Source organism: Saccharomonospora marina XMU15, assembly GCF_000244955.1.
Taxonomy (GTDB): domain Bacteria; phylum Actinomycetota; class Actinomycetes; order Mycobacteriales; family Pseudonocardiaceae; genus Saccharomonospora_A; species Saccharomonospora_A marina.
The window spans coordinates 934307-958321 of sequence record NZ_CM001439.1 but is presented as its reverse complement, the minus strand read 5'-3'; the positions used below and the strand labels follow the sequence as shown (position 1 = coordinate 958321).

The window sequence follows — 24015 nt, the reverse complement described above, 5'->3', positions numbered from 1 at the left end:
TGATACCAATCTAGTCGTGAACGAGGCCGAGCACATCGAACACGCATGCGCCGACGCGTGGCGGGCGCTGATCGAGCGAAGGCTCGGCGGGTGGCGGCTGCGGGCCGCGACGGATCGGGTCGGTACCGAACGGGTTCCCTTCACCGCCCGTGCCAACAGCGCTCTGGCGGTTTCGGACCCCGGAATCGCGATCACCAGCGCACTCGACGAAGTATGTGAGTTCGCCCACGCGCAGCACCTCAAGCCTGTGGTGCAGGCGATCCACGGCGATCCGGTCGAGTCCGACCTACGGCGGTCGGGGTGGCGGCCCTACCACGAACACGCCGCTGGTTGCGAGGTATCGGTTCTGGTGGGGCCGACCGGGCAAGGCGGCGAGGCGGGCGATTCGCGGATGCGGGTGTTGGACGCGCCCACCGCGGGCTGGTGGGAGCTGGCGGTGGATTCGCCGCGGCCGACGCAGGCACAGCGGCACGTGCTGACCAGCGGTGCCCGCGTCGGTTTCGGGTTGGTCGAGCACGAAGCGGACACCGTGGCGGCGGTACGCGGCGCCGTGGTCGGCGACCTGCTGCACGTCGCGCGGCTGGCGGTGCGGCCGCGGTTGCGCAGGCGCGGTATCGCCGGCGGGCTCATGCGGCGGATCGCGGCGTGGGGGTACGACCACGGTGCTACTCGCTGCGTTCTGCAGGTCGCCGTGGGTAACGGCGGTGCGCTGGCGTTGTACCAGCGCCTGGGTTTCCGCGAGCACCACCGTTACCGTTACTGGGTTCCTACCGGGGCGTGGCAGGATCGGGCACCGTGAAGGTTGTCGTTGTTGTGGGCGGCGTCGGCGGGGCGCGTTTCCTCCTCGGGGTCAAGGCCGCGCTCGGGCTGCCGCCGGTCGGCGAGGGCGAGTCACCTCACCAGGTCACCGCGATCGTCAACACCGGTGACGACGTGTGGATGCACGGCCTTCGGGTCTGCCCGGACCTGGACACGTGCATGTACACCCTCGGCGGCGGGATCGACCCAGACCGGGGGTGGGGCCACGCGGACGAGACCTGGACGGTCAAGGCCGAACTCCAGGCCTACGGTGCGGAGCCCACCTGGTTCTCCCTCGGCGACAAGGACATCGCCACACACCTGGTCCGCACCCGCATGCTGCGCGCCGGTTACCCGCTCTCGGCGGTGACCGAGGCGCTGTGCGACCGGTGGCGTCCAGGGGCGAGGCTGCTTCCGATGACCGACGACCGGGTGGAGACCCACGTGGTCGTGGACGACCCGGACGTGCCAGGGCAGCGCAAGGCGCTGCACTTCCAGGAATGGTGGGTGCGCTACCGCGCGTCGCTTCGCGCACACTCGATCGTCGCGGTCGGCGCTGAGGAGTCCACTCCGGCTCCCGGTGTGCTCAAGGCGATCGCCGAGGCCGACGCCGTGCTGTTCGCGCCTTCGAACCCGGTCGTCTCGGTGGGCACCGTGCTGTCGGTTCCCGGGGTGCGGGAGGCGCTGCGCAAGACCGAGGCCGGGATCGTCGGCGTCTCCCCGATCATCGGCGGCAGGCCGCTGCGCGGGATGGCCGACGCGTGCCTCACCGCGATCGGACTGGAAACCTCGGCGGAAGCCGTCGGCAGGCTCTACGGCTCGAGGCACACGTCGGAGGAAGGGCTGCTCGACGGGTGGCTGGTACACGAGGGCGAGTCGGTCGACGTGCCGGGAGTGGCGGTCAGGGCCGTTCCGCTGCTGATGTCCGGCGTCGACGCGACGGTGAAGATGGCACTCGCCGCGCTGGACTTGTCTGGAGTGGACGTTGACTGACCATGCGGCGCCGAGGCTGGAGATCATGGCGGTCGAGGGACTGCCCGAGTTCCGGCCGGGCGACGACCTGACGGGCGCCATCGCGCGGCAGGCGCCGTGGCTGCGCTCGGGCGACGTCGTGGTGGTCACCAGCAAGGTCGTGTCGAAGGTCGAGGGCAGGCTGGTCACCGTGCCGACCGACCCCGAGGAACGCGACGCCGCCCGGCGCGCGCTGATCGACGAGGAGTCGGTGCGGGTCATCGCCCGCATGGGTCGCACGCTGATCACCGAGAACCCGCTTGGGATCGTGCAGGCCGCCTCGGGTGTGGACGCCTCCAACGTCGCGGGCGACGCGATCGCGCTGCTGCCCGCCGACCCGGACGCGTCGGCGGCGGCGCTGCGCTCCGGGTTGCGCGAACGGCTCGGTGTCGAGGTCGCCGTGGTCGTCACCGACACGATGGGCAGGGCCTGGCGGCTCGGCCAGACCGACTTCGCGATCGGGTCATCGGGCCTGCGGGTGCTGCATTCCTACGCCGGAGCCGTTGACGGGCAGGGCAACGAGCTGGCCGTCACCGAGGTGGCGGTGGCCGACGAGGTGGCGGCCGCCGCGGACCTGGTGAAGGGCAAGCTCGGTGGCACGCCGGTCGCGATCGTTCGCGGCCTGACCGTGGGCGACGGCACCGCCAGGGCCCGCGATCTGGTGCGGCCGGTGGAGGAGGACCTGTTCCGGCTCGGCACGGCGGAGGCAATCGCGCAGGGGCGTCGCGAGGCGGTGCTGCTGCGCCGGTCGGTGCGGGAGTTCACCGACGAGCCGGTGGCTCCGGAACTGGTGCGCGCAGCTGTGGCGGCGGCGCTCACCGCGCCCGCGCCCCACCACACCCGGCCGGTGCGCTTCGGCTGGCTGCGCAACCGTGGGCAGCGGGACAAGTTGCTGGAGGCGATGCGGGACGCGTGGCGGGCCGACCTGATCGGCGACGGTTTCACCGACGAGCAGATCGCCAAGCGGCTGCGCAGGGGCGATGTGCTGTTCGAGGCACCCGAGGTGATCGTGCCGTTCCTGGTGCCGGAGGGCGCCCACGACTACCCGGACGAGCGGCGCAACGCCTGTGAGCACACGATGTTCACCGTCGCGGGCGGGGCGGCGGTGCAGAACCTGCTGGTGGCTCTCGCCGCCGAGGGCCTCGGCTCGTGCTGGATCTCCTCGACGATCTTCGCGCCGGAAGTGGTCCGTACCACGTTGGGACTGGACTCGTCGTGGCAGCCGCTGGGCGCGGTCGCCATCGGGCACCATGCCGGGCCGCGACACCCGCGCGAGCCACGGGAACCGGACGAGGGTCTGCTCGAATGGTGAGCGCGCTACACACCGATGCCACCGCGACGCTTCGCGCGTGGCGCCCCCACGAGCCCGCCCAGGAGTCGCTGCGGCAAAGCTACCTCGGCTTCCTCGCGGCGCGGGAGGACGCCTGTGCGCGATCGTGCGTCCCGGGGCACCTGACCGCCTCGGCCGTGGTGTTGGACGAGCCGGGCGAGCGGGTGCTGCTCACCCTGCATCCCCGGGTCGGCAAGTGGCTGCAACTGGGAGGCCACTGCGAGCCCGAGGACTCCTCGCTGGCGGCCGCCGCGCTGCGGGAGGCTCGCGAGGAGTCCGGCATCGAGGAGCTGACGCTGGACCCCGAGCCCCTCCGGCTCGACGTGCACCCGATCACGTGCTCGCTGGGCGTGCCGACCCGGCACTTCGACGTGCAGTTCGTGGTGCGGGCTCCGCGGGGAGCGCGGCCGATGGCCAGTGACGAGTCCGACGACCTCCGCTGGTGGCCGGTGCACGCGCTGCCGCAGGGAACCGAGAACCTGACGGAGTTGATCGCGGCGGCGCTCGATCGGCGCTCGATCGGCGTTGACCAGGCTTGACTTGCCGACGATCGCCGCGTCACCTTGGCTGACACCACGAACGGCAAAACGGGAGTGTGAAGGTGATCTCGTACGCAGCGGAGCGGCCTCGTGGCCTGCTCGCGACCGGCACGGCCGTCCACCGATGATCGTCAAGATCGACCCGGCGGCGAGGACCCCGCCGTACGAGCAGGTCCGCTCCGTTCTCGCCAGACAGATCAACGACGGCACGCTCGCGGTGGGCAGCAAACTGCCCACGGTGCGGCAGCTGGCCGCCGACCTCGGGATCGCCCCCAACACGATCGCGCGGGCCTACCGGGAACTGGAGGAGGCCGGACTCATCGAGACCAGGGGCCGCGCGGGCAGTTTCGTGGGTTCCTCCGGCGACGAGAGCAGGCGGCGAGCACGCGAGGCTGCCGCGCAGTACGCCGCCACCACTCGCGGCCTCGGGTTGTCCGGCAAGGAAGCACTCGCCATCGTCAGCGCCGCACTCGAAGAGCAGCACTGACAGCTCTCAAGGCACCTGGAACTCGCAGTCGCGCACGTCGGTGATCGCCATGTGCCCTGGCGCATGTGCGATCGCGAAGGGCGGTCTGGAACGCATCACGGCCGCCTGCGGCGTCACCCCGCACGCCCAGAACACCGGGACCTCACCGGGCCGGATCTCCACTGCGTCTCCGAAGTCGGGGCAGGCCAGATCCTCGATGCCCAGTAGGCCGGGGGCTCCGACGTGGACGGGAGCGCCGTGCACGGCCGGGTAACGCGAGGTCACCCGCACCGCCGTGGGCACGAGTTCGGCCGCGACGGGGCGCATCGACACCACGAGTGGGCCCGAAAGCGCCCCGGCGGGCCTGCATTCCCGGTTCGTGCGGTACATCGGCACGTTGGTCCCCATGTCGATGTGCCGCACCGGCACCCCCGCCTGCTGCAACGCCGCCTCGAAGGTGAAGCTGCACCCGATGAGGAACGACACGAGGTCGTCCCGCCACAGCGACGTGACCTCGGTGCGTTCGTCCACCAGCTGCCCGTCCCGGTAGACGCGGTAGCCCGGCAGGTCGGTGCGCAGGTCCCCGGCGAAGATGGAGGCGCTGGTCTGCCCCGGCTCTGTCACGTCGAGCACCGGGCACGCCTTCGGGTTGCGCTGGGCGAACAGCAGGAAGTCGTAGGCGTGGTCGCGGGGCAGGCTCAGCAGGTTGGCCTGCGTCCATCCCGGGCAGTAACCGGATGTCGGTACCCGAAGGCCCGTCCTGAACTTCTGCCTTGCTTCGGCGGGCGAGAGCATCACGGCCTCATCTTCTTCTCAACCTTGTCTTCAGCAGTGCGAATCGCAGCCGCATCCCCGGACGGGCCTGCGCCGCCTTGTCGACGTCGGCGGCCACGACCACGGCGATCACCGGGTAGCCACCGGTCACCGGGTGGTCGGTGAGGAACAGTGTCGGCCTGCTCGAGGGCGGCACCTGCAGCGCGCCCGCAACCATGCCTTCGCTGGGCAACTCCTCGTCCCGCACTCTCGGCAGGGCCGGCCCGTCGAGCCGGATGCCGACCCGGTTGCTCTGTGCCGTGACCTCGTACGGCGAGCACAGCAGGGTGGCGAGCGCTTCGTCGGCGAACCAGTCGTCCCTCGGACCCGCCACGACACCCAGCACCAGTTCGTCGGCGGGTGGCTCACGAACGGGTGCGAAGCCGATGGGCGGCCAGTCACCGGGCGGTGGCCCGACCGGCAGTACCGTGCCCGCCCGCAGCGGTTCGGGGCCCAGCCCCGCGAGCACGTCGGTCGAACGCGAACCCAGCACCGGCTCGACGGCGACACCGCCGCGCACGGCCACGTAGTTGCGCAGCCCCTTGGTCGTCATACCCAGCCGCAGCACCGAACCCGACGGCACCCGCAGCACCGTGTTGGTCGCCGCTCCCCTGCCGTCGACCGACACCGGGCAGGTCGCCCCGGTGATGACCACGGTGAGGTCGCGCAGGGCCCGCGCGGCGAAGCCACCCATGGTCACCTCGACGGCCGCCGCGTCCTCCTCGTTGCCCGCGAGCCGGTTGGCCAGCCTTAGTGCGCCGCGGTCGGCCGCACCCGAAACGCCGACCCCGATCGCGGCGAGGCCGGGGCGCCCGAGATCCTGGACCGTAGCGAGCAGGCCCGGCTCGAGCACCTCCAACCCGTCGTTCACGTGACCTCCTGGAACCTGACTCGAACGCCGGGACGCAGCAACGCGGGCGGGTCCCGGTCCACCCGCCACATCTCCAACTCGGTACGCCCGATGAGTTGCCAGCCGCCTGGCGACTCGCGGGGGTAGACGCCGCTGAAGGCACCGGCGAGTCCGACGGCACCAGCGGGCACCCGGGTCCGCGATTCCGTGCGCCTCGGCACCTCCAGCCGGTTGGAGTCGCAGGTGAGATACCCGAACCCGGGTGCGAATCCACCGAAGGCGACCGTCCACTCGACGCCGGTGTGTTCGGCTATGACCTGCCCGGGTGTGAGGCCGGTCAGTCGCGCGACCGCGTCCAGGTCCTCGCCGTCGTAGGTCACCGGGATCACCAGCGACTCACTGTCGTGCGAGGTCGCCTCGGCCGGTCGGACCTGCCGCACCGCCTGCTCGATCTCCTCCGCATCGGCGCGGAGTGGATCCAGCCGCAGCAGCAGCGTTCTCGCGGCCGGGACGAGGTCGAGCACGCCCGGTAGCGGCGCTGCCCGCAGCGCCGCATGCAGCCTCCGCACCTCGTCGAGATCGTCGAGTTCGACGAGCAGTCCCGAATCCGCGCACGGCAACACACGCATAGCCAACTCCACAGTCTCGCGATCCGGCTCAGCCGCGGCTCGGCGCCTCTGCGGCCGGGTGTACCGAACCGAGCGGGGCACCACCCGTCGTGACGATCCGAATCGTGTTCGCCTGCTCCACGATGGGACCTCCCGGTTGGATGTGGTGCACAACGAAACGGTACAGAGTTGTTGAACAATCCTGCAAGACTCTTGTCGAACTCGCATGTAAGCTGCGAACCACAGCCGATCGGAGGGGTGCATGACTGCCACAGACCCGTGGGTGGACCTCCTCGCGGGCGACCGCTCGCTGCTGGACCGCACCAGCACGGCCGAGCGGGTGGCCGACGTGCTGCGCCAACGCATCATCGAGGGCGCGCTGCCACCCGGAACGCGGCTGTCGGAGGAGAACGCGGGTCGGGCGCTGTCGGTGTCGCGCAACACCCTCCGCGAGGCGTTTCGGCTACTGGTCCACGAACGGCTGCTTGTCCACGAATTCCACCGCGGGGTGTTCGTCCGGGTGCTCAGCGCCGAGGACGTGGTGGACCTCTACCGCATCCGGCGAATGCTGGAGACCAGCGCGGTGCGCCACGCGGACAGCGCGGGCCCGGCCCGGCTGGCCGCGCTCGACCAGGCGGTGAGCGCGGGGGAACTGGCCTCCAAGGAGCAGCGCTGGCTCGACGTGGGTACCGCGAACATGCGCTTCCACCAAGCCATCGCGGGCTTGGCGGGAAGCCCTCGGGTGGACGAGATCATGGGGCAACTGCTCGCAGAGCTGCGACTGGCCTTCCACGTCATGTCCCGGCCGCGCGAGTTCCACGAGCCCTACCTCGAACTCAACCGCACCATCACGGAGTTGATCGGGCAGGGTCGGCTCACCGAGGCCGAGGCGAGGCTGGCCGAGTACTTCGACGCCGCCCAGGAACAGCTGGTGGACGCCTACCGTCAGATCGCGCGGTAGTCGCGAACCGCGTGTCTCGGGCCGAACCGGGGACGGGAGAACCCGGCCGCCTCCAGGTAGCGAACGGCGCGCTGCCGCTGCGGGAAGTACGGCGCGAGTACGGCATGCATCCCTTCGTCGTCCAGTTCCCTGCCAAGCAACGCGTGGCCGACGATCGCGGGGACGTGGAAGTCTCCGAAGCTGACCGCGTCCGGATCGCCCCAAGCCCGCTGCGCGATCTCCGCGGCGGTCCAGACCCCGATTCCGGGCACCTGCCGTAGCAGCGCCCTGCCCTCGGCGCCCCGTAGCTCGCTCGCGTCCTCGAGCCGGTGAGCCACGCGGGCGGCGGCGACCAGCGGGCGGCGGCGACTGCTGTCCACACCAGCCCGGTGCCACTCCCAGTCGGTGATGGAGCGGACGGCGAGCGGTGTGGGCGGCACCCTCATCCCTTGCGGAGCCGGGCCGGGCGCGGGCTCGCCGAACCGGCGGCACAGCTCTCGCCACGAGCGGCGTGCCTCGTAGCTGGTGACCTTCTGCTCGAGCACGGCCGGTAGCAGCGCGTCCCACACCCGACCCGTCGAGCCGAGCCGAAGCCACGGCAATCGCCGTCTGGCCACGGCCACGGCGTCGTGGTGAGCGACGAAACCGGTGTCGTCATCGTCGGCGCCGAGCAGCGCCGGAAGCCCGTCGAGCAGTGCTTCGGCGCCCTCGCCCCACGCGCGTGCCTGCACGAGGCCGTCCGTGCGCGGCCGCAGCACCATGGTCGCCGAACCGGCGACGGTGTTCGCGGTGAGCCAGGTGAGCCCGCTGTCCTCGTGCCGCAGGCACGGATCACCACGCCCTCGCCGCGAAGGGGCCAGTACGCCCGCGATGTCGGTCGGGAACGGGGGCCGGTACTCCCTGGTGAGTTCAGGCATCACTGGAGAACCGGATGGAGCGGTCCGCAAGCGTGACTCGCGGCCACACGCGGGCGCCGTCGAGCAGTTCACAGCCCGAGCCCACGACCGCGCCGTCACCGAGCACCACTCCTCGCAACACGGCGCCCTCACCGACCCGAGCGCCCACACCCAGCACGGAGCGTTCAACGACGGCACCGTCTGCTACCTGGGCGTCGGCGAACAGCACCGAACCCGCAACGCGGGCACCCGCGCCCACCGTGGCACCCGGCCCGACGCTCGACCCTTCGCGAATGTCGGCGTCGACTGCCACGGAGGCGCCGTCGAGTACCAGCCGATCACCGACCGGGCCCGGCAGCGCCGAGGTCGGCGCGATCCCGCGCACAAGGTCGGCGGAGCCCCGCACGAACGCCTCCGGAGTGCCGACATCCAGCCAGTAGGAGGTGTCGACGTAGCCCTGCACACGCGCGCCGTCGGCCAGCAGGCCGGGGAAGGTCTCCCGTTCCACCGAGACCCGCCTGCCCGTCGGGATCTTCTCGATCGTCTGCCGCCGGAACACGTAGCAGCCCGCGTTGATCTGGTCCGTCGGCGGATCGGGAGTCTTCTCAAGAAACGCCGTGACCCGGCCGTCGCGGTCGGTGGGTACCGAACCGAACCGGCTGGGGTCGGCGACCCGTTGCAGGTGCAGCGTCACGTCGGCGTCCGCCGCGCGGTGGGTGTCGACCAACGCGCCGAGATCGGCACCGGAGAGGATGTCGCCGTTGAAGATCACCGCATCGTCGGCACGCAACCGGTCGGCGACGTTGCGGATCGCTCCGCCGGTGTCGAGCGGTTCCTCCTCGACGACGTAGTCGAGTTCGAGACCCATGGCCGAGCCGTCACCGAAGTACTCCCGAAAGACCTCCGCGCGGTAGGAGGTGCCGAGGACCACATGCGTGATTCCGGCGTCGCTGATCCGGGAAAGCAGGTGGGAGAGGAAGGGGGCGCCCGCGGTGGGCAGCATGGGTTTCGGCGCCGACAGCGTCAGCGGGCGTAGCCGCGTGCCCTTACCGCCCACAAGGACGACGGCGTCAACTCCGGAAACGGATGTCATCGCGTGCAACCCTCCATTCCTGGCTCGGCGGCGGTGACAAACCGGGGGAAGGCCTAACGGTCACCGGCCAGAGGGCCTACCCTAGACAGCAAGGCGGCGGCCCCGTTGAGAGAGGGCCCCCGGTGAGGTTACGGGGAGGCGAGGAGATGGATCCCCGCGATCGGGCGGACGCCGTGCTCTTCCGCGCACAGGCACGTCACGGTGTTGTCACTCCCGACAACATGACGTCGCCCATGGACGCCGCGAACACCCAGCAGATCCCCAGATCCGTCGTCGACCGCATCGACGAGACCGATCCGGACAGCACCACCGTGCTGCCCTCTTCGATGATCAGGGAGAACGACAGTCACCTCGCCGAGCCCGCACCGACCACGCGGCTGGAACCGTCGCAGGGCAACCAGGAGCCCTCGATCGAGGAGACCGAGTTCACCGGATTGGTACCGACCACCAGGACCAGGCCGGCCCGATCGAACGTCGCCCGCAGGCTCGAGGGGCTGTGACCGGGCAGCCGTAACCGGCCGCGGCCGGGCGGCTCAGCCGCGCCGCGTCTCCAGCCGCAACCGCACGGCCAACCCCACGCGGATGGCCCACAGCAGCGGTTTCCACAGCAGGCCACGATGCCGGTCGGCCAGGTAGCGGTAGGCGCTCTCGTGGTGCGCGGCGAGCATCCGTGCCGAGGCCTTGGACGTCGCCTGCCCCCCGATGTGCATCACGCTCGCCGATGGCGCGTACACGTTGAGCCAACCCGCCCTGCCGAGTCGGTCCCCGAAGTCGACGTCCTCGAAGTACATGAAGTACCTCGGGTCGAACCCGCCGACCGAGTCGAACGCCACCCGCCTGACCAGTTGGCACGAGCCGGAAAGCCACCCCGCCGTGCGCTCGCTCGGCAGCGCCCTGTCCTGCCGGTAGGCACGCGTCCACGGGTTGGCGGGCCATACCTTGCCCAGCAGGGCATGCCCGACCCCGCGGCCGAGCGAGGGCAGCAGCCGGGCCGAGGGGTAAACACTGCCGTCGGGCTCGCGGATCAGCGGCCCGAACGCCGCGCCCCTCGGCCACCGCCGCGCCACTTCCAGCAACGTGTCCAGCGAGCCGGGGTCCCATTCCAGGTCGGGGTTGGCGATCACCACCCAGCCGACGCTGTCGTCGAGTTCGGCCACACCGCGGTTGACCGCCCCGCCGTAGCCGAGATTGCCGCCGGTGCGCACCAACCGGACGTGCTCCCGCTCGGCGGCCCGCTCCGGCGCGCCGTCGACCGAGCCGTTGTCGGCGAGCACCACGGTCACGTCACGGTCGGTCGCCTTGTCGAGGGTGTCGAGGAAGCGATCGAGGGTCTCGCCGGGCGAGTACGTCACGGTCACCACCGCGACTGCGTCGCCGTAGGTCTTCGGCTCGGTCACGCGGACATTGTGCACCCACCACGGTGAGTGCCGGTTCGGTGGTCGTCGGTGCCGGAAAGCGTCTGCGACCGCGGATTCAGCCCCTGCCCGCGCGGTGTTTGTGCCAGGCGCGGTCGTATGCCTCGCGATGCCGCCCGGCGCTGGTTGCCCAGGAGAACTCCTTGGCCCTGCGCTGGGCCGCCTCGGCGAGCACGGCACGGCGTGACGGGTCGTCGAGCAACTCGCGTAGTGCTGCCGCCACGTCACCCGCCCCGACGCCGCAGTAGGCCACCGCGTCCCCGCCGACCTCGGGAAGCGCGAGCCTGCGGGTGGTCAGCACGCAGGCTCCCGAGGCCATCGCTTCCAGCACGGGAAGGCCGAATCCCTCGCCGAGACTCGGATAGGCCACCACCTCCGCGCCCCCGAGGAAGCCTGCCAGCGTGTCGAACGGCAGGTACCCCGCGCGGATCACCCGCAGCCGGTGCGGTGCCGCGTCGAGCGCCTTCTCGACCTGGCTGTCCCAGCCGGGCTGCCCCGCCAGCACCAGTGCGGGCGGGGCAGGCCGCTGCGCGACCGCGAGCGAGAATCCCCTGATCAACGCAGGCACGTTCTTGCGCGGTTCGAGCGCCCCGAGGAAGGCCACATACGGCATGTCCCCGAGACCGACCGCGTCCCGTGCCGCGCGAACCTCCTCGGGAGCAGGCGGATGGAAGCGTTCCTCGTCCACGCCGTGCTGGATGATCTCCAACTCGGCGCCGGGCACCCGGGCAACCCTTGCCAGTTCCCGTGCGGTGGCCGCGCTGGGCACGACACACAGCGAGGCACGCCGCAGCGCCGCGACCGTCCACGCACGGAAGAACCGCGCCTTGACCGACGAGTGCAGCACCGCGTCGGTGAAGAAGGTCGCGTCGTGCAGGGTGACCACGGAAGCGGCGCTGCTCGCCAGCGGCATCGTGTAGTGCGGTGAATGCACCACGTCGATGCCGAGCCTGCGGATCATCCTCGGCAACGTCGTCTGTTCCCACGTCAGCCGCGCCGTTCTGGTGGAGGTCGACTCGGCGGTACCGACCACCCGGGCATGCGGCGCCAGTTCCGCATAGAGGCGCACATCCCTCGGCTGGCACATCACGGTGAGAGCGGTACCGATCTCGTCAAGCGCGGCGACCAGCGAGTCGACGTAACGGCCCACGCCACCACGGTCGGCAGGCACGGCCGTGGCATCGATCAGCACGCGGGGTTCTCGCACCCGTGCAGCCTACGACCCCGTGCGATCGCGCTGGTCTCGTTCCCGTAAAACGGGCTCTCAGCTCACATCGGCATGCAACGCCCACACCCGCCGGGCCGCGTCGTGCCAGCGAAACTCCGCCGCCCTCGCCCTGCCCGCCGCCGCCAGTTCGGCCGCGCGCGCGGGAGAACCCAGCACCTCCCGCAACGAGGCGGCCAGCGCACGGGCGTCGCCCCGTGGTACGACCACCGCGGCCCCGCCCGCCACCTCGACGAGGGCGGGCGCGTCGGAGTGCACCACGGGAGCTCCGGCCGCCATCGCCTCCAGCACCACCAACCCGAAGCCCTCCGCCAGGCTCGGCGCGGCGACCACGCGGGCCCCGCGCAGCACGGCCGCGAGTTCGGCGTCGGTGACCCTGCCCAGTACCCGGACCGCGTCCTGCGGCAGGCCGTGCTCGCGGGCCAGCCGCACCGGGTCCAGTCCACCCCAGCCGGGCTGGCCCGCCAGCAACAACGGCACCTGCTGCCCCGACGCGCGCAGCAGTGCCATCGCCTCCACGAGCACGTCGATTCCCTTGCGAGGCTCGATCGTGCTGACGGCGAGCACGTACTTGTCGGGCAGGTCCATCGCCGCAGGCGGGCCCAGCTCCGAGACCCCGTGCCCGATGACGTGGACGGCAGCGCAGGCCTCGACGTACTGGGCGAGTTCGGTCGCCACCGCCTTGGTGGGCACCACCAGCGCGTCGGCACGCAGTGCGGCCCTGCGGATCACCGCCCGGTGCCAGCGCGCGCCACGCGGGGTCAGGGTGCCCGGATGCGTCCACGGAACGGTGTCGTGCACCGTGACCGACAGCGTGCCACCACGGCGAGCTTTCGGCGGCGCGAGCGGCGTCGGAGCGTGCACGGCCGCACCGCCCGGCCACAGCGGGAGTCCCGCCTGCCACGCGGCCACCAGCGCGCGAGGCGGCACCGGCAACACGCGCGGCCCCCGCACGCCCGCAACCCGTGCCCGCTCGACGTCGCGGTGATTGGCCACCACGCTCGACAGCGTCCAGCCCGGCGGCACGGTGTGCGCCAGCGCGCGCAACAGCTCCGCGGTGTAGCGGCCCGTGCCTCCCGGCACCGGGGCCAGCAACTGCTCGGCGACCACGACTAGTTCCGGCACGGCGGATATTCTGCCCGGTGTGCTCACCACCGTCGTCGTCGTCACCTGGCGTGGCGCGGCGCACATCACCGACTGCCTCGACGCGCTGGCCGCACAGGACCGCCCGCACGTCGCGCTCGTGGTGGACAACGCCTCCGACGACGGCACCGCCGAGCTGCTGCGGCGCCACCCGGTCCGGCCGAAGGTGTTGCGGCTTTCCCGCAACACCGGGTTCGCAGGCGGCATCGCGGCCGCGTTGTCCGTTGTGGACACGCCGTTGCTCGCGTGGCTCAACGACGACGCGGTACCGGCGCCGGGCTGGCTCGCGGCGCTGGAGGACGCCATGGCGGCCGGGGTGGCGGCGGTCGGCTCCCGGCTGGAGTACGAAGGCGGTGTCGTGCAGTCGCTGGGGGTGCGGCTGACTCCGGACGGCTACGGCGCGGACCACACCGCGCAGGCCGAGCCGTTCGGCTTCTGCGGCGGCGCGGCGTTGCTGCGCGCCGACGCGCTGCGCGCCGTGGGCGGGGTGCCGGCACGGTTCTTCTGCTACTACGAGGACACCGACACCGCCTGGCGGCTGCGGCTGGCGGGCTGGCGGGTGACCGTTGAGCCGAAGGCCGTGGTACGCCACCGGCACGGCGCGAGCACCAGACCCGGTTCCGCGCGGTTTCACCGGTGGAACGAGCGCAACCGGCTGCTCATGCTGCTGCGTTGCGCGCCCGCGGGGATCGCGTTGCGGGAACTGGCCCGCTTCTGCGTCATCACCGCTACGCTTCCGGTGCGCGGGCGGGTACCGCCCGCACCGAACTACCGGATCGGCCTGCGCTGCCGCGTACTCGGCGAGGTGGTCACCGCACTGCCCGCGACACTGTGGCAACGGTTCGTGATCGGTCGCCGACGCACGATCGGTCGAGCCGAGATATGGCGTGAATGGGCCTGCCAGTAGGCTTGAGCACTGCGGGAAGGAGCACGGCGTTGGCCCATGCGGACTCGGCACAACCGCTGGTCTCGGTCGTTGTGGTGAACTACCGCGGCGCCGACGACACCATCGCGTGCCTGCGTGCGCTGCTCGATCACGACTATCCGCGGCTGGAGATCATCTGCGTCGACAACGCCTCCCCCGGCGACGACGCTGCGCGGATTCGTGCCGCCGCACCCGGCGTGAAGCTGATCAACGCGGCGAAGAACCTCGGTTTCGCGGGCGGCTGCAACCTCGGAGCAGGCCATGCGCACGGCACGGTGCTGGCGTTTCTCAACAACGACGCGCTGCCCGGTCGGGACTGGGTGAGCGCGGCGGTGGCGCAACTGCGAGACGAGCCCACCGTCGCGGCCGTGGCGAGCAAGGTGCTCGACACCGAGGGCGAGGCGGTCGACTTCGTCGACGGCGGACTCACGTGGTTCGGCATGGGCTACAAGCGGCACGCGGGCAGCCCGCTGACGCAGGTCCCCGCGGCCGAGCACGAGGTGGCCAAGGACGTACTGTTCGCCACCGGCTCCGCGATGTTCGTGCGGGCCGGCGTCTTCGCCGAACTCGGCGGGTTCGACGAGAACTTCTTCATGTTCTACGAGGACGTCGACCTCGGCTGGCGCCTCAACCTGCGCGGCTGGCGGGTGCGTTACGTCCCCGCTTCGGTGGCATACCACCGCCATCACGGCACGATGTCCGCAGTGGACACTCCCGACAGCGGTCGGGAGACGTTCCTGCTCGAACGCAACGCGCTGTGTGCGCTGTACAAGAACCTCTCCGACGACACGCTCGCGAAGGTGCTGCCCGCGGCACTGGCGCTGACCGTGCGCAGGGCCACGGCACGCGGCGAGTTGGACCCGACCCAGCTCGACCTTGCGGCCGGTGTCGGCGCCGCCGAGACCGAGCCGGTGCCCGTGCCTCGCACCGCGCTCGCCGGGGTGCTGGCGATCGACCAGTTCGTGCAGTTGCTGCCCACGCTGGCCGAGTCCAGAGCCGCCGAGCAGGCAGCACGGGTGCGAACCGACGCCGATCTGCTGCCGCTGCTGCGCAGGGCGCTGGAGCCCGCCTACCCGCTGCCGCGCTACCTGGCTGCGCACGACATCCTCGTCGAGGCGTTCGGGATCGAGGAGTCGTTCGGCGCACGCAGGAAGGTGCTGGTGCTCACCGGCGACTCCATCGGTGAACGCATGGCGGGTCCCGCCATCAGGGCGTGGAACATCGCTTCCGTGCTGGCCACCGAACACGAGGTACGGCTCGTCACCGTCAATCCGGTCGCCGACCCGCCGCCCGCGCCGTTCGAGGTGCGCGCGGCCCGCAGGCGGGAGCTCACCGAGCACGTCGAGTGGGCCGACATCGTGATCCTGCAGGGGCACGTGCTGGAAATGGCACCCGCGCTGAAGGCCGAGCAGGGGCACAAGATCGTGGTGTGCGACCTTTACGACCCGATGCATCTCGAACTGCTCGAGCAGGGCAAGGACGCTCCGGACGACCGCAGGAGCGCCGACCTGGCAGGCGTGGTGAAGGTGCTCGACGCCCAACTGCAGCGGGGCGACTTCTTCCTGTGCGCCTCGCAGCGGCAACGCCACTTCTGGCTCGGCCATCTCACCGCGCTCGGCAGGTTGTCACCGCGCCTCTACGACGCCGACCCCACCACCCGGTCACTGCTGGCGGTGGCACCGTTCGGCCTGCCGCCCGAGCCGCCGCGCAGCAACGGCCCAGGGCTGCGCGCCGCGATCGACGGAATCGCCGAAACCGACCGGGTGGTGCTGTGGGCGGGCGGGGTCTACAACTGGTTCGACCCGCTGACTCTCGTGCGGGCGATGGAACTGCTCAGCCTTCGCCGCACCGACTCCAAGCTGGTCTTTCTCGGGATGCGCCATCCCAACCCCGAGGTAGGCGAGATGGACATCGCCGCGAGGACGGTGCGCCTCGCGGACTCGCTGGGGCTGACCGACAAGCACGTGTTCTTCAACGAGCAGTGGGTGCCGTACGGGCAGCGGCAGAACTGGCTGCTCGACGCCGACTGCGGCGTCACCACCCACTTCGAGCACGTGGAGACAACGTTCGCTTTCCGTACCAGGGTGCTTGACTACCTGTGGGCCGGGCTGCCCATCATCACCACCGACGGCGACGCGTTCGCCGACCTGGTCCGCCAGGAAGGTCTCGGGGTGGTTGTGCCTGCACGCGACGAGGACGCCCTCGCCGACGCGCTGGAACGTTGCCTTTACGACGAGGAGTTCGCCGCGGGCTGCCGTGAACGTATGGCGGCGGTGGCGCAGCGCTACACCTGGCCCACGGTGCTGCGACCGCTCGTGGAGTTCTGCCGCGATCCTCGCCCTGCCGCCGATCGCCTTCCCGGCTCCGGCGACCTCGCCGTGGAGCAGCAGCCGCGAGGTATCGGGCTGCTACGTCGTGACCTCGCCCTGGTGAAGACCTACCTGGCGGACGGGGGGCCCACCGAACTGGTCAAGCGGGCGGGCGGCCGGGTGCGCAAGCTCACCAGAAGGGGCTCGCGCCGTGGCTGACCGGCGGCTACGGGTGCTGTTGGACGGTACCCCGCTGCTCGGCGCCCGAACCGGGATAGGAAGGTACACCGCTTCGCTTTCCGAGGAACTCGCGTCACTGCCCGGAGTGGACACTCGCGCGGTGGCCTTCACGCTGCGAGGCTGGCGCAGGCTACGAACGGTGCTGCCGCACGGGGTCCGCGCGAGGGGTATGCCGGTGGCGGCGCGGGTGCTGCGCAAGACGTGGCTTCGGTCGTCGTTCCCACCGGTGGAGCTGTTCGCCGGGCCGACCGACGTGGTACACGGGACCAATTTCGTACTGCCGGGCACGCTGCGTGCGGCGCGGGTGCTCACGATCCACGACCTCGCCTTCCTCGACGCTCCCGACGAGTTGCCGCCCAGCGACAGGGAACTTCCTGAGCTGGTGCGAAAGGGTGCCGCGGCGGCGAACGTTATCTGCACGCCGACTGCGGCCGTCGCGGCTGCCGTCGCCGAACGGCTCGACGTCGACAGGGGCAAGATCGAGGTCACTCCGCTCGGGGTGGACGCGGGTTGGTTCACCGGGCGGCCGCCGAGCGACGGGGTCCGCGAGCGGCTGGGGCTGCCGCCGAAGTACCTGCTGTTCGCCGGTGCCGCGGGCCCGAGAAAGGGGCTCGACTGGTTGGCCAAGGCACACGCCGCCGACGAGGAGTTGCCTCCGATCGTCTACGTAGGACCGGGCTCCTTTCCCGCCACCTCGCGCTCGCGACACATCGGCTACCTGTCCGATCTGGACCTTCAGCGGGTGGTGGCGGGTGCGGCGGCACTGGTTCTGCCGTCGCGGGACGAAGGTTTCGGCCTGCCGGTGCTGGAGGCGATGGCCTGCGACGTCCCAGTGGTCTGCACCGATGTCCCCGCGCTACGCGAGGTGTCCGGCGGGCTGGCCAGGCTGGTGCCTTACGGCGACGTGGAGGGGTTGGCCGGCGCGCTCGCCGAGGCGGTGCGACAACCCCACCTTGCCTCCGCATCGGCCACCCGCAGGGCACACGCGGCCAGCTTCACCTGGCGCAGGTGCGCGGAAGCCACGGTGGACGCCTACCGGCGCGCCGTGGAGTCGTAGCGGCGACTACGCGCGCAGTGCCGCACCGTGCTCGGCGAAGAACGCGGTCAGCGCTTCGCGCCACGGCCGAAGTGGCGTGAGCCCGGACTCGGTCCACGACGCGTTGGACAGCACCGAGTAAGCCGGTCGCGGCGCCGGGCGGGGAAACTCGTCGCTGCCGCAGGGCCGCACCCGTTGCGGGTCGGCACCGAGTTCCTCGAACACCGCGCGCGCGAAGGAGAACCACGTGGTCTCCCCGCCACCGGTGCAGTGCAGTACCTTCCGGCTCGGACCCTCGCCACCTGCCACCCGCCGCGCCAGTTCCAGCAGGCCGACGGCGAGATCGGCCGACCAGGTGGGCGAACCACGCTGATCGTCCACAACCGACAACGTCTCCCGTTCACGCTCCAGGCGAACGATGGTCTTGACGAAGTTGCTGCCTGCGGCGCCGTACACCCAGGCCGTGCGAACGATCCACGCCAGCGCTCCCGACCCGAGCACGGCGTCCTCGCCCGCCGCCTTGGTGCGCCCGTAGGCGCTGCGCGGCCCCAGCGGGTCGTCGGGTTCGTAAGGACGCTGCGCCGAACCCGAGAAGACGTAGTCGGTGGAGATGTGAATGAGCGGTACCCGTCGCGACGAACACACGGCCGCCAGCATTCTCGGCCCGTCGGCGTTGACGGCGAATGCCCGCTCCTCGTGTTCCTCGGCGGCGTCCACGGCGGTGTAGGCGGCCGCGTTGACGACGACCGGCTCTCGCCCCGCCTCGCGAGCGGTTGTCGAGAGCTGCGAGACGGCCTCGACCAGACCGCCCGCCTGCGTCACGTCCAGCTCGGCCGACCCCGGCGCGCGCACCTCGACGCGGTCACCGGCAAGGGCCGCCAGGTCGCTGCCCACCTGGCCGGTGCCCCCGACCACGAGCAGCGAAAGCCCCGCCGAAGCGCGAGGGTTCGCCGGGTCCACGTCAGTTTCCGGGGCAGCCAACGACATTCACCTTCCAGCCAGCGCGGCACGGTCCCTCAGCGGTTCCCACCACGCTCGATTCTCCGAATACCAGCGCACAGTGTCGGCCAGACCTGCGTCGAAGTCGACCCTCGGTCGGTAACCGAGTTCACTGCTGATCTTGGTGATGTCCACCGAGTACCTGCGGTCGTGTCCCAATCGGTCCTCGACCTGCCGCACCATCTCCCAGCCGACCCCGACGGCCGACAGCAGCCGCTCGGTCAGCTCCCGGTTGGTCAGCTCGGTGCCCCCGCCGATGTTGTAGATCTCTCCTGGACGTCCGGCGTCGGCGACGAGCTGGATGCCACGGCAGTGGTCGTCCACGTGCAGCCAGTCACGAACGTTGAGACCGTCGCCGTAGAGCGGAACCGGTTTGCCGTCGAGCAGGTTGGTGACGAACAACGGGATGACCTTCTCCGGAAACTGGTACGGTCCGTAGTTGTTCGAGCACCGAGTGATACACACGTCGAGGCCGTAGGTGCGGTGGAACGATCGGGCCAGCAGGTCCGAGGACGCCTTCGAGGCAGAGTACGGCGAGTTGGGCTCGAGCACGTGGTCCTCGGTCCATGAACCCTCCTCGATGGACCCGTACACCTCGTCCGTGGACACGTGCACGAACTTTGCCACCCCCGCGTTCAGGGCGGCCTGCAACAGCGTCTGAGTGCCTAGTACGTTGGTGAGCACGAAATCCGCTGAACCCAAAATGGACCGGTCCACATGCGACTCTGCGGCGAAGTGCACGACGAGGTCCACACCCGCCATCACTTCCGTCACCGTGCCGGGATCGCAGATGTCTCCGCGAACGAACCGCAACCGCGGGCTGTCGGCAACCGGAGCGAGATTGGCCTCACTGCCCGCGTAGGTCAGCTTGTCCAGGACCACGATCTCCGCGGCACGCAGCGCCGGGTACTCGCCGGAAAGCGCCTGTCGCACGTAGTGCGAGCCGATAAAACCCGCGCCGCCGGTGACCAGCACTCGCATGTGTCGTCCCTTTCGTCCTTCGCCAGAAGTTTGCCACGCCCGTAGGCCGGGGAAACGCAACAGTAAGGGCAACGTCTACCAGGGCTGCCGCGTCTGTCACATAGATCAGTAGTGTGTAGGCGCAGGCAGCGAACTGGGGAGGAGCGCGCACGTGACCGACTGGGCACGGGGACCGGTCGAGGCGCGACCGGTGCGCCGCGGGTCGCGAGCCGGGGTGTTGGCGCTCCTCAGTGCCAAAGTAGTCCTTTCGCTGCTCTCTGTCACCGTACTCGCACTCACCTGGTACGGCTGGCAGTTCATCGGAGCGATGAACTCCGGCGTCACCACCACGGACGTCTTCGATTCCGAACCAGAGGCCGTGCCATTGGACGGTGCCGTCGACATCCTGCTCGTCGGCCAGGACAGCCGCACCGACGCGAAGGGTAACCCCCTCCCCCGTGAAGTGCTCGACAAACTGCACGCGGGTGAGGCAAACGGCGAGCGGCAGACCGACACGATGATCCTGGTGCACATCCCGCAGGACGGCACCAGGGCTGTCGCGATCTCCTTCCCCCGCGACTCCTGGGTGGAGCTGGCGGGTGGTTACGGCAGCAGCAAGCTCAACAGCGCGTTCGTCTACGCCTTCAACGACACCTACCAGACCCTGCAGCAGCAGGGTGAGACCGATCTCGCGGCGATCGAGGAGAAGGCCAAGGTCGCCGGACGCAAAAACCTGATCGCCACCATCGAACAGCTGATCGGCAAGCCTGGAATGATCGACCGCTACGCCGAGGTCAATCTCGCGAGTTTCTACGAGGTGACCAAGGCACTCGGCGGGATCGAGGTATGCCTGAAGGAGCCGGTGCGCGAACCCAAGTCCGGTGTCAACCTTCCGGAGGGCAGGCAGACCATCAAGGGCGTGCAGGCACTGGCGTTCGTCCGGCAACGCTACGGCCTGGAGAACGGCGACCTCGACCGGATCGCGAGGCAGCAGGCGTTCTTGTCCGGACTGGTGCGCAAGGTGCTTTCCACCGACGTGCTGATGAACCCTTCCAAGCTCACTGACGTCGTCGAGGCCGTGCAGAAGTCCGTGGTGTTGTCGAAGGACTGGAATCTGCTGGAGTTCGCGGCCCAGATGCGCAACCTCTCCGGCGGCAACGTCGAATTCCACACCATCCCGGTGGTGGGTAACGCCTGGATCGGCGGTGCCGCCGTGTTGGAGGTGGACGTGCCGCAGGTTCAGCAGTTCGTCGACGACCTCGTCACCGAGCCCGGCGCCGGTGACAACACCGCCCCGCAGACCGTGCCGGGTGCCGAGCAGTACACCGTCGACGTCTACAACGGCTCCGGCGACCCGCAGGCAGGGCCGGACGTGCGGCAACTGCTGCAGCAGCAGGGCTTCAAGGGCGAGCAGTACGCCACGGCGGACCCCACGCCGGACACCGTCGTGTACTACGCGCCGGGCGACGAAGCCGGAGTGAGGGCCATCAGGAAGGCTCTGGGTGGGGACGTGTCGGCCGAACCGGCGACCGACCTGCCCTCGGGTGTGCTACGCCTGGTTGTCGGCACCGATTTCGAGTCGGATTCCTCCTCGGAGACAGCGAGGGAGGGCTACGTCGGCCAGCCCCGCGCCTACCCGCCACGGGCAACCAGCCAGGCGCAGCAGGACGACCGGCCGGATGCGCCGATAACGGCTGGTGGCGTCCCCTGCGTCAACTAGACTGACCCTCTGATCGCCAGGGGGAATGGGGGAAGCCGTGGCCGAGGGCGAGGAGCCGGAAGGCGGCACCGAATCCTCGGCGGCCGCGACGCCACAGCCGCCGGACACCGAGGCGCTACCGCGACGGCGATCGCCGTTTCGGTTGTTCAGGCGCGCCGTCGTCGCACTCGTCGCGCTACTGGCGCTCGCCGCCACCGGCTACGCCTACATCGCACTCGACACCTTGCAGGACAAGGTCAACACCACCGACGCGCTGCGGCAGAACGAGAGCGACACCGGGGGTGAGGTGCGCAGCCCGCCACCGCCGGAGGACGACGGCGCCACGGACATCCTGCTCGTCGGCGCGGACTCCCGCACCGACATGGAGGGCAATCCGCTGCCCGCGGCGACACTGCGGAAGCTGCGCACCGAAAGCAAGTCCGGTGTCAACACCGACACCCTGATCGTGCTGCGTATACCGGATGACGGTGGCTCACCGACCGGTGTCTCGATCCCAAGGGACACCTGGGTCGACGTTCCGCACGGAACCAAAGACAAGATCAACTCGGTGTACGGGACAGCAAAGTGGCATGCCATGCGACGGCTGCGTGGCGAGGGCATCACCGAACGCACCCGGCTCGAACGCGAGTCCGACCAGGCAGGCAGGCACGCGCTGGTCGGTGTCGTACAGGAGTTCACCCGCATCCGCATCGACCACTACGCGGAGGTGAACCTGCTCGGCTTCTACCTGCTCACCGAGGCGCTCGGCGGGGTCAAGGTGTGCCTCAACCAGGCCACGTGGGACCCCGACTCAGGTGCCGACTTCTCCGCCGGAGTGCAGGTGGTCTCCGGCGGAGAGGCACTGTCGTTCGTCCGGCAGCGCAAGAACCTGCCGCGTGGGGACCTCGACCGGATCGTGCGCCAGCAGGCGTTCCTGGCCTCCGCGCTCGACAAGGTGCTCTCGGCGGGCACACTGACCAGCAGCGACCGGCTGGACCGGCTGGCCGACACCGTGCAGCGTTCGCTGGTGCTCGACTCCGACCTCGACCTGCTGGAGTTCGCCGACAAGGTGAGGGGTGTCGCATCGGGTGACATCAAGTTCGTGACGATCCCGGTCGTGGAGATCGCGGCCCGCAGCCCCGACGGCAGGCAGAGCATCGTCACCGTCGACGTGAACCGCGTGCGCTCGTTCGTGCGTGACGTCGTAGGCGACAACGCCGAGGGGCAACCGTCCGGGGGCGGCTCGGCGCCACCGGGCGTGCGAACGCAGATCACGGCCGAGGGAGTCACCTGTGTCAACTAGCGGGGACTCGCGACCCTACGCCTGCCTGCTGATCGGCAGGCAGGCACAATCGGCCGCGTGAGCCTCACCGAGCACCTGCTGCGGCCGCTGCTGAAGTCCTCCGCCGCCCGCCCGCTGATAACGCACTACGACGACGAGGCAGGAAGCCGGATCGAGCTGTCCGTGGCCACGGTCGCCAACTGGGCGGCGAAGACGGCGAACTGGCTGGTCGAGGAGTTCGACGTCGAGCCGGGCGACGAGGTGTCCGTCGAACTGCCCGCGCACTGGCAGACCGCAGGGGTGTTGCTCGGCGCGTGGTGGTGTGGCGCCCAGGTGGTCACAGGCGGCGGTGGCGTCGCGGTCGCGTTCGTGGGCCCGGAAGCCGCTGTCGAGCAGGCCGGGCGCACGGCGATGGTGGCGCTCGACCCGCTGGGCCGGGGCCTTGGGTCGCGATGCCCGGAGGGGGCCGTGGACTACCTGACCGAGGCACGCCTTTCCGGGGACGAGTTCGCACCGGTGCTGCCGATCCCCGACGACACGCCCGCGCTGCTGGGTTCCCCGGTCGGTGAAGTGCTGGGCCGGGCCCGTGAACGCGCCACCGCGCTGGGCATCGGCGCCGGTGACCGGGTGTTGTCGGCCAGGCCGTGGACCTTGCCCGACGGGGTGGTGGACGCCCTGCTCGCGCCGCTGGCGGCGGGCGCGCACCTGGTGCAGGTCACCAACGCCACAGCGGACAAGCTGGCCGCGCACCGCGAGGAAGAACGCACCACGGTCGACCTGACCTGACGCCGACGCTCACCCATCAACCCGCGAGTCCCCCGCTCCGGCCCACGAGTTCTGCGCTCCCACCCGCGAGTTCCGCGCTCCCGGTCGGCGCAGCGCCTCAGGTGTCAGCCAAGCGCCTCTCGTACCAGCACTCGGCGTAGGGACCGTCGTTGTATCCGGGGATCTCGCGGTAGCCGTGGTGCGCGTAGAGGCTGCGTGCCTCGACCAGATCGCGCCTGGTGTCGAGCCGCACGACGTTCGCGCCGAGATCGCGTGCGCTGTCCTCCGCGCGGGACAACAGCCGCGCGCCAATACCTCTTCCCCGACGGTCCGACCGCACGAACATGCGCTTCAACTCGGCGACACCCGGTTCGAGCAGCCGCACCCCGGCGCATCCGACGGCGTCCGTTCCCTCCCGGGCGAGCAGGAACACTCCGGACGGAGGCGAGAGGACGTCGCTGGGGTCCTCGGTCATCGCGGTGTCCAGTTCCGCGGGTGTCGCGGCGCGCCGGTAATAGCGTGAGGCGACATCGGCGAAGTAGGCCCGCAAGATGGCCCTCGCTGGGGCGCTATGCACCTCAGACGCCACGATCTCAAGATCTGTCACCCACCGTATCCTTACCTCGCTGACTACCTGTGGCCAGCGGTTTTCCTCGCGGACCCTCCCTGGACG

Annotated in this window: 24 protein-coding genes; 13 read left to right on the top strand and 11 right to left on the bottom strand. The window is 70.4% G+C overall.

Annotated elements, in window-relative coordinates; all coding sequences use genetic code 11:
* Positions 1-16: 16 nt before the first annotated feature.
* The 5 genes from SACMADRAFT_RS04535 (at position 17) to SACMADRAFT_RS04515 (ending at position 4165) form a co-directional block, all read left to right on the top strand.
* Positions 17-799 (top strand): GNAT family N-acetyltransferase, encoded by a 783-nt coding sequence (locus tag SACMADRAFT_RS04535; protein ID WP_009152604.1) that lies wholly within the window; start codon positions 17-19, stop codon positions 797-799.
* Positions 796-1791: a 2-phospho-L-lactate transferase gene (gene cofD, locus SACMADRAFT_RS04530; protein WP_009152603.1), complete on the top strand. Its 996-nt coding sequence runs from the start codon at positions 796-798 to the stop codon at positions 1789-1791. Before SACMADRAFT_RS04535 ends, cofD begins: the two co-directional genes overlap by 4 nt.
* A complete protein-coding gene (locus SACMADRAFT_RS04525) occupies positions 1784-3121 on the top strand; it encodes a coenzyme F420-0:L-glutamate ligase (protein ID WP_009152602.1) in 1338 nt (445 codons plus the stop codon). The genes cofD and SACMADRAFT_RS04525 overlap by 8 nt, the downstream gene beginning before the upstream one ends.
* Positions 3115-3678, top strand: coding sequence for an NUDIX hydrolase (locus SACMADRAFT_RS04520; RefSeq protein WP_009152601.1), 564 nt, complete (start codon positions 3115-3117; stop codon positions 3676-3678). Before SACMADRAFT_RS04525 ends, SACMADRAFT_RS04520 begins: the two co-directional genes overlap by 7 nt.
* 124 nt (positions 3679-3802) lie before the next feature.
* Positions 3803-4165 carry a GntR family transcriptional regulator gene (locus tag SACMADRAFT_RS04515; RefSeq protein ID WP_009152600.1) on the top strand — a complete coding sequence of 121 codons (363 nt, stop codon included), beginning with the start codon at positions 3803-3805 and terminating at the stop codon, positions 4163-4165.
* A 6-nt stretch (positions 4166-4171) separates the two neighbouring features.
* On the opposite strand, the gene SACMADRAFT_RS04510 is transcribed toward SACMADRAFT_RS04515, so the two are convergent.
* Genes SACMADRAFT_RS04510 through SACMADRAFT_RS04500 form a run of 3 tightly spaced genes read right to left on the bottom strand, consistent with a single transcriptional unit; the run spans position 4172 to position 6436 of the window.
* Positions 4172-4939: a putative hydro-lyase gene (locus SACMADRAFT_RS04510; protein ID WP_009152599.1), complete on the bottom strand. Its 768-nt coding sequence runs from the start codon at positions 4937-4939 to the stop codon at positions 4172-4174.
* Positions 4940-4946: 7 nt separating this feature from the next.
* The gene (locus SACMADRAFT_RS04505; protein WP_009152598.1) at positions 4947-5828 is read right to left on the bottom strand and encodes a 5-oxoprolinase subunit C family protein; all 882 of its coding nucleotides are present in this window, start codon (positions 5826-5828) and stop codon (positions 4947-4949) included.
* The gene (locus SACMADRAFT_RS04500; RefSeq protein ID WP_009152597.1) at positions 5825-6436 is read right to left on the bottom strand and encodes a 5-oxoprolinase subunit B family protein; all 612 of its coding nucleotides are present in this window, start codon (positions 6434-6436) and stop codon (positions 5825-5827) included. The genes SACMADRAFT_RS04505 and SACMADRAFT_RS04500 overlap by 4 nt, the downstream gene beginning before the upstream one ends.
* 241 nt (positions 6437-6677) lie before the next feature.
* On the opposite strand from SACMADRAFT_RS04500, the gene SACMADRAFT_RS04495 reads away from it, so the two are divergent.
* On the top strand, positions 6678-7376 hold the full coding sequence (locus SACMADRAFT_RS04495) for a GntR family transcriptional regulator (protein WP_009152596.1): 699 nt from the start codon (positions 6678-6680) through the stop codon (positions 7374-7376).
* On the opposite strand, the gene SACMADRAFT_RS04490 is transcribed toward SACMADRAFT_RS04495, so the two are convergent.
* Complete coding sequence (locus SACMADRAFT_RS04490) at positions 7361-8272, bottom strand: DNA-3-methyladenine glycosylase family protein (protein WP_009152595.1); 912 nt, start codon at positions 8270-8272, stop codon at positions 7361-7363. The two genes, SACMADRAFT_RS04495 and SACMADRAFT_RS04490, sit on opposite strands and share 16 nt — an antisense overlap.
* A complete protein-coding gene (manB, locus tag SACMADRAFT_RS04485; RefSeq protein ID WP_009152594.1) occupies positions 8265-9344 on the bottom strand; it encodes a mannose-1-phosphate guanylyltransferase in 1080 nt (359 codons plus the stop codon). The genes SACMADRAFT_RS04490 and manB overlap by 8 nt, the downstream gene beginning before the upstream one ends.
* Positions 9345-9490: 146 nt before the next feature.
* Between manB and SACMADRAFT_RS04480 the strand changes: the two genes are divergently transcribed.
* On the top strand, positions 9491-9844 hold the full coding sequence (locus tag SACMADRAFT_RS04480) for a hypothetical protein (protein WP_009152593.1): 354 nt from the start codon (positions 9491-9493) through the stop codon (positions 9842-9844).
* A gap of 33 nt (positions 9845-9877) precedes the next feature.
* Here the strand turns inward: SACMADRAFT_RS04480 and SACMADRAFT_RS04475 are convergent, their stop codons facing one another.
* The 3 genes from SACMADRAFT_RS04475 to SACMADRAFT_RS04465 form a co-directional block, all read right to left on the bottom strand.
* The gene (locus SACMADRAFT_RS04475) at positions 9878-10741 is read right to left on the bottom strand and encodes a glycosyltransferase family 2 protein (RefSeq protein WP_198285930.1); all 864 of its coding nucleotides are present in this window, start codon (positions 10739-10741) and stop codon (positions 9878-9880) included.
* Positions 10742-10817: 76 nt separating this feature from the next.
* Entirely contained in the window at positions 10818-11966 is a 1149-nt protein-coding gene (locus tag SACMADRAFT_RS04470; protein WP_040925541.1) for a glycosyltransferase family 4 protein, read from the bottom strand.
* Positions 11967-12023: 57 nt separating this feature from the next.
* Positions 12024-13109 (bottom strand): glycosyltransferase family 4 protein, encoded by a 1086-nt coding sequence (locus SACMADRAFT_RS04465; protein WP_040925540.1) that lies wholly within the window; start codon positions 13107-13109, stop codon positions 12024-12026.
* Between the two features lie 19 nt (positions 13110-13128).
* On the opposite strand from SACMADRAFT_RS04465, the gene SACMADRAFT_RS04460 reads away from it, so the two are divergent.
* The 3 genes from SACMADRAFT_RS04460 to SACMADRAFT_RS04450 are packed head-to-tail and all read left to right on the top strand — an operon-like array spanning position 13129 to position 17658.
* Entirely contained in the window at positions 13129-14034 is a 906-nt protein-coding gene (locus SACMADRAFT_RS04460; protein ID WP_009152589.1) for a glycosyltransferase family 2 protein, read from the top strand.
* 29 nt (positions 14035-14063) lie between these two features.
* Entirely contained in the window at positions 14064-16580 is a 2517-nt protein-coding gene (locus tag SACMADRAFT_RS04455) for a glycosyltransferase (protein WP_009152588.1), read from the top strand.
* Entirely contained in the window at positions 16573-17658 is a 1086-nt protein-coding gene (locus SACMADRAFT_RS04450; protein ID WP_009152587.1) for a glycosyltransferase family 4 protein, read from the top strand. The genes SACMADRAFT_RS04455 and SACMADRAFT_RS04450 overlap by 8 nt, the downstream gene beginning before the upstream one ends.
* 6 nt (positions 17659-17664) lie before the next feature.
* Here the strand turns inward: SACMADRAFT_RS04450 and rfbD are convergent, their stop codons facing one another.
* Positions 17665-18624 carry a dTDP-4-dehydrorhamnose reductase gene (gene rfbD / locus SACMADRAFT_RS04445; protein ID WP_009152586.1) on the bottom strand — a complete coding sequence of 320 codons (960 nt, stop codon included), beginning with the start codon at positions 18622-18624 and terminating at the stop codon, positions 17665-17667.
* Positions 18625-19617: a dTDP-glucose 4,6-dehydratase gene (gene rfbB, locus SACMADRAFT_RS04440; protein WP_009152585.1), complete on the bottom strand. Its 993-nt coding sequence runs from the start codon at positions 19615-19617 to the stop codon at positions 18625-18627.
* Between the two features lie 151 nt (positions 19618-19768).
* Between rfbB and SACMADRAFT_RS04435 the strand changes: the two genes are divergently transcribed.
* From SACMADRAFT_RS04435 to SACMADRAFT_RS04425, 3 genes are read left to right on the top strand one after another with little or no spacing between them, the layout of a single operon-like run.
* The gene (locus SACMADRAFT_RS04435) at positions 19769-21316 is read left to right on the top strand and encodes an LCP family protein (RefSeq protein ID WP_009152584.1); all 1548 of its coding nucleotides are present in this window, start codon (positions 19769-19771) and stop codon (positions 21314-21316) included.
* Between the two features lie 25 nt (positions 21317-21341).
* Positions 21342-22598, top strand: a complete 1257-nt coding sequence (locus tag SACMADRAFT_RS04430) for an LCP family protein (protein ID WP_009152583.1) — start codon at positions 21342-21344, stop codon at positions 22596-22598.
* 57 nt (positions 22599-22655) lie between these two features.
* A complete protein-coding gene (locus SACMADRAFT_RS04425) occupies positions 22656-23363 on the top strand; it encodes a TIGR03089 family protein (RefSeq protein WP_009152582.1) in 708 nt (235 codons plus the stop codon).
* Between the two features lie 97 nt (positions 23364-23460).
* On the opposite strand, the gene SACMADRAFT_RS04420 is transcribed toward SACMADRAFT_RS04425, so the two are convergent.
* Positions 23461-23949, bottom strand: a complete 489-nt coding sequence (locus tag SACMADRAFT_RS04420) for a GNAT family N-acetyltransferase (protein WP_009152581.1) — start codon at positions 23947-23949, stop codon at positions 23461-23463.
* Positions 23950-24015 lie beyond the last annotated feature (66 nt).

Bases quoted from the DNA above. Each gene is read 5' to 3' on its own strand.
- SACMADRAFT_RS04490 (WP_009152595.1), bottom strand. From the start codon at position 8,272: ATGCCTGAACTCACCAGGGAGTACCGGCCCCCGTTCCCGACCGACATC.
- SACMADRAFT_RS04495 (WP_009152596.1), top strand. From the start codon at position 6,678: ATGACTGCCACAGACCCGTGGGTGGACCTCCTCGCGGGCGACCGCTCG.
- SACMADRAFT_RS04520 (WP_009152601.1), top strand. From the start codon at position 3,115: ATGGTGAGCGCGCTACACACCGATGCCACCGCGACGCTTCGCGCGTGG.
- SACMADRAFT_RS04510 (WP_009152599.1), bottom strand. From the start codon at position 4,939: ATGCTCTCGCCCGCCGAAGCAAGGCAGAAGTTCAGGACGGGCCTTCGG.
- SACMADRAFT_RS04480 (WP_009152593.1), top strand. From the start codon at position 9,491: ATGGATCCCCGCGATCGGGCGGACGCCGTGCTCTTCCGCGCACAGGCA.
- manB (WP_009152594.1), bottom strand. From the start codon at position 9,344: ATGACATCCGTTTCCGGAGTTGACGCCGTCGTCCTTGTGGGCGGTAAG.
- rfbD (WP_009152586.1), bottom strand. From the start codon at position 18,624: ATGTCGTTGGCTGCCCCGGAAACTGACGTGGACCCGGCGAACCCTCGC.
- rfbB (WP_009152585.1), bottom strand. From the start codon at position 19,617: ATGCGAGTGCTGGTCACCGGCGGCGCGGGTTTTATCGGCTCGCACTAC.
- SACMADRAFT_RS04515 (WP_009152600.1), top strand. From the start codon at position 3,803: ATGATCGTCAAGATCGACCCGGCGGCGAGGACCCCGCCGTACGAGCAG.
- SACMADRAFT_RS04500 (WP_009152597.1), bottom strand. From the start codon at position 6,436: ATGCGTGTGTTGCCGTGCGCGGATTCGGGACTGCTCGTCGAACTCGAC.
- SACMADRAFT_RS04430 (WP_009152583.1), top strand. From the start codon at position 21,342: ATGGGGGAAGCCGTGGCCGAGGGCGAGGAGCCGGAAGGCGGCACCGAA.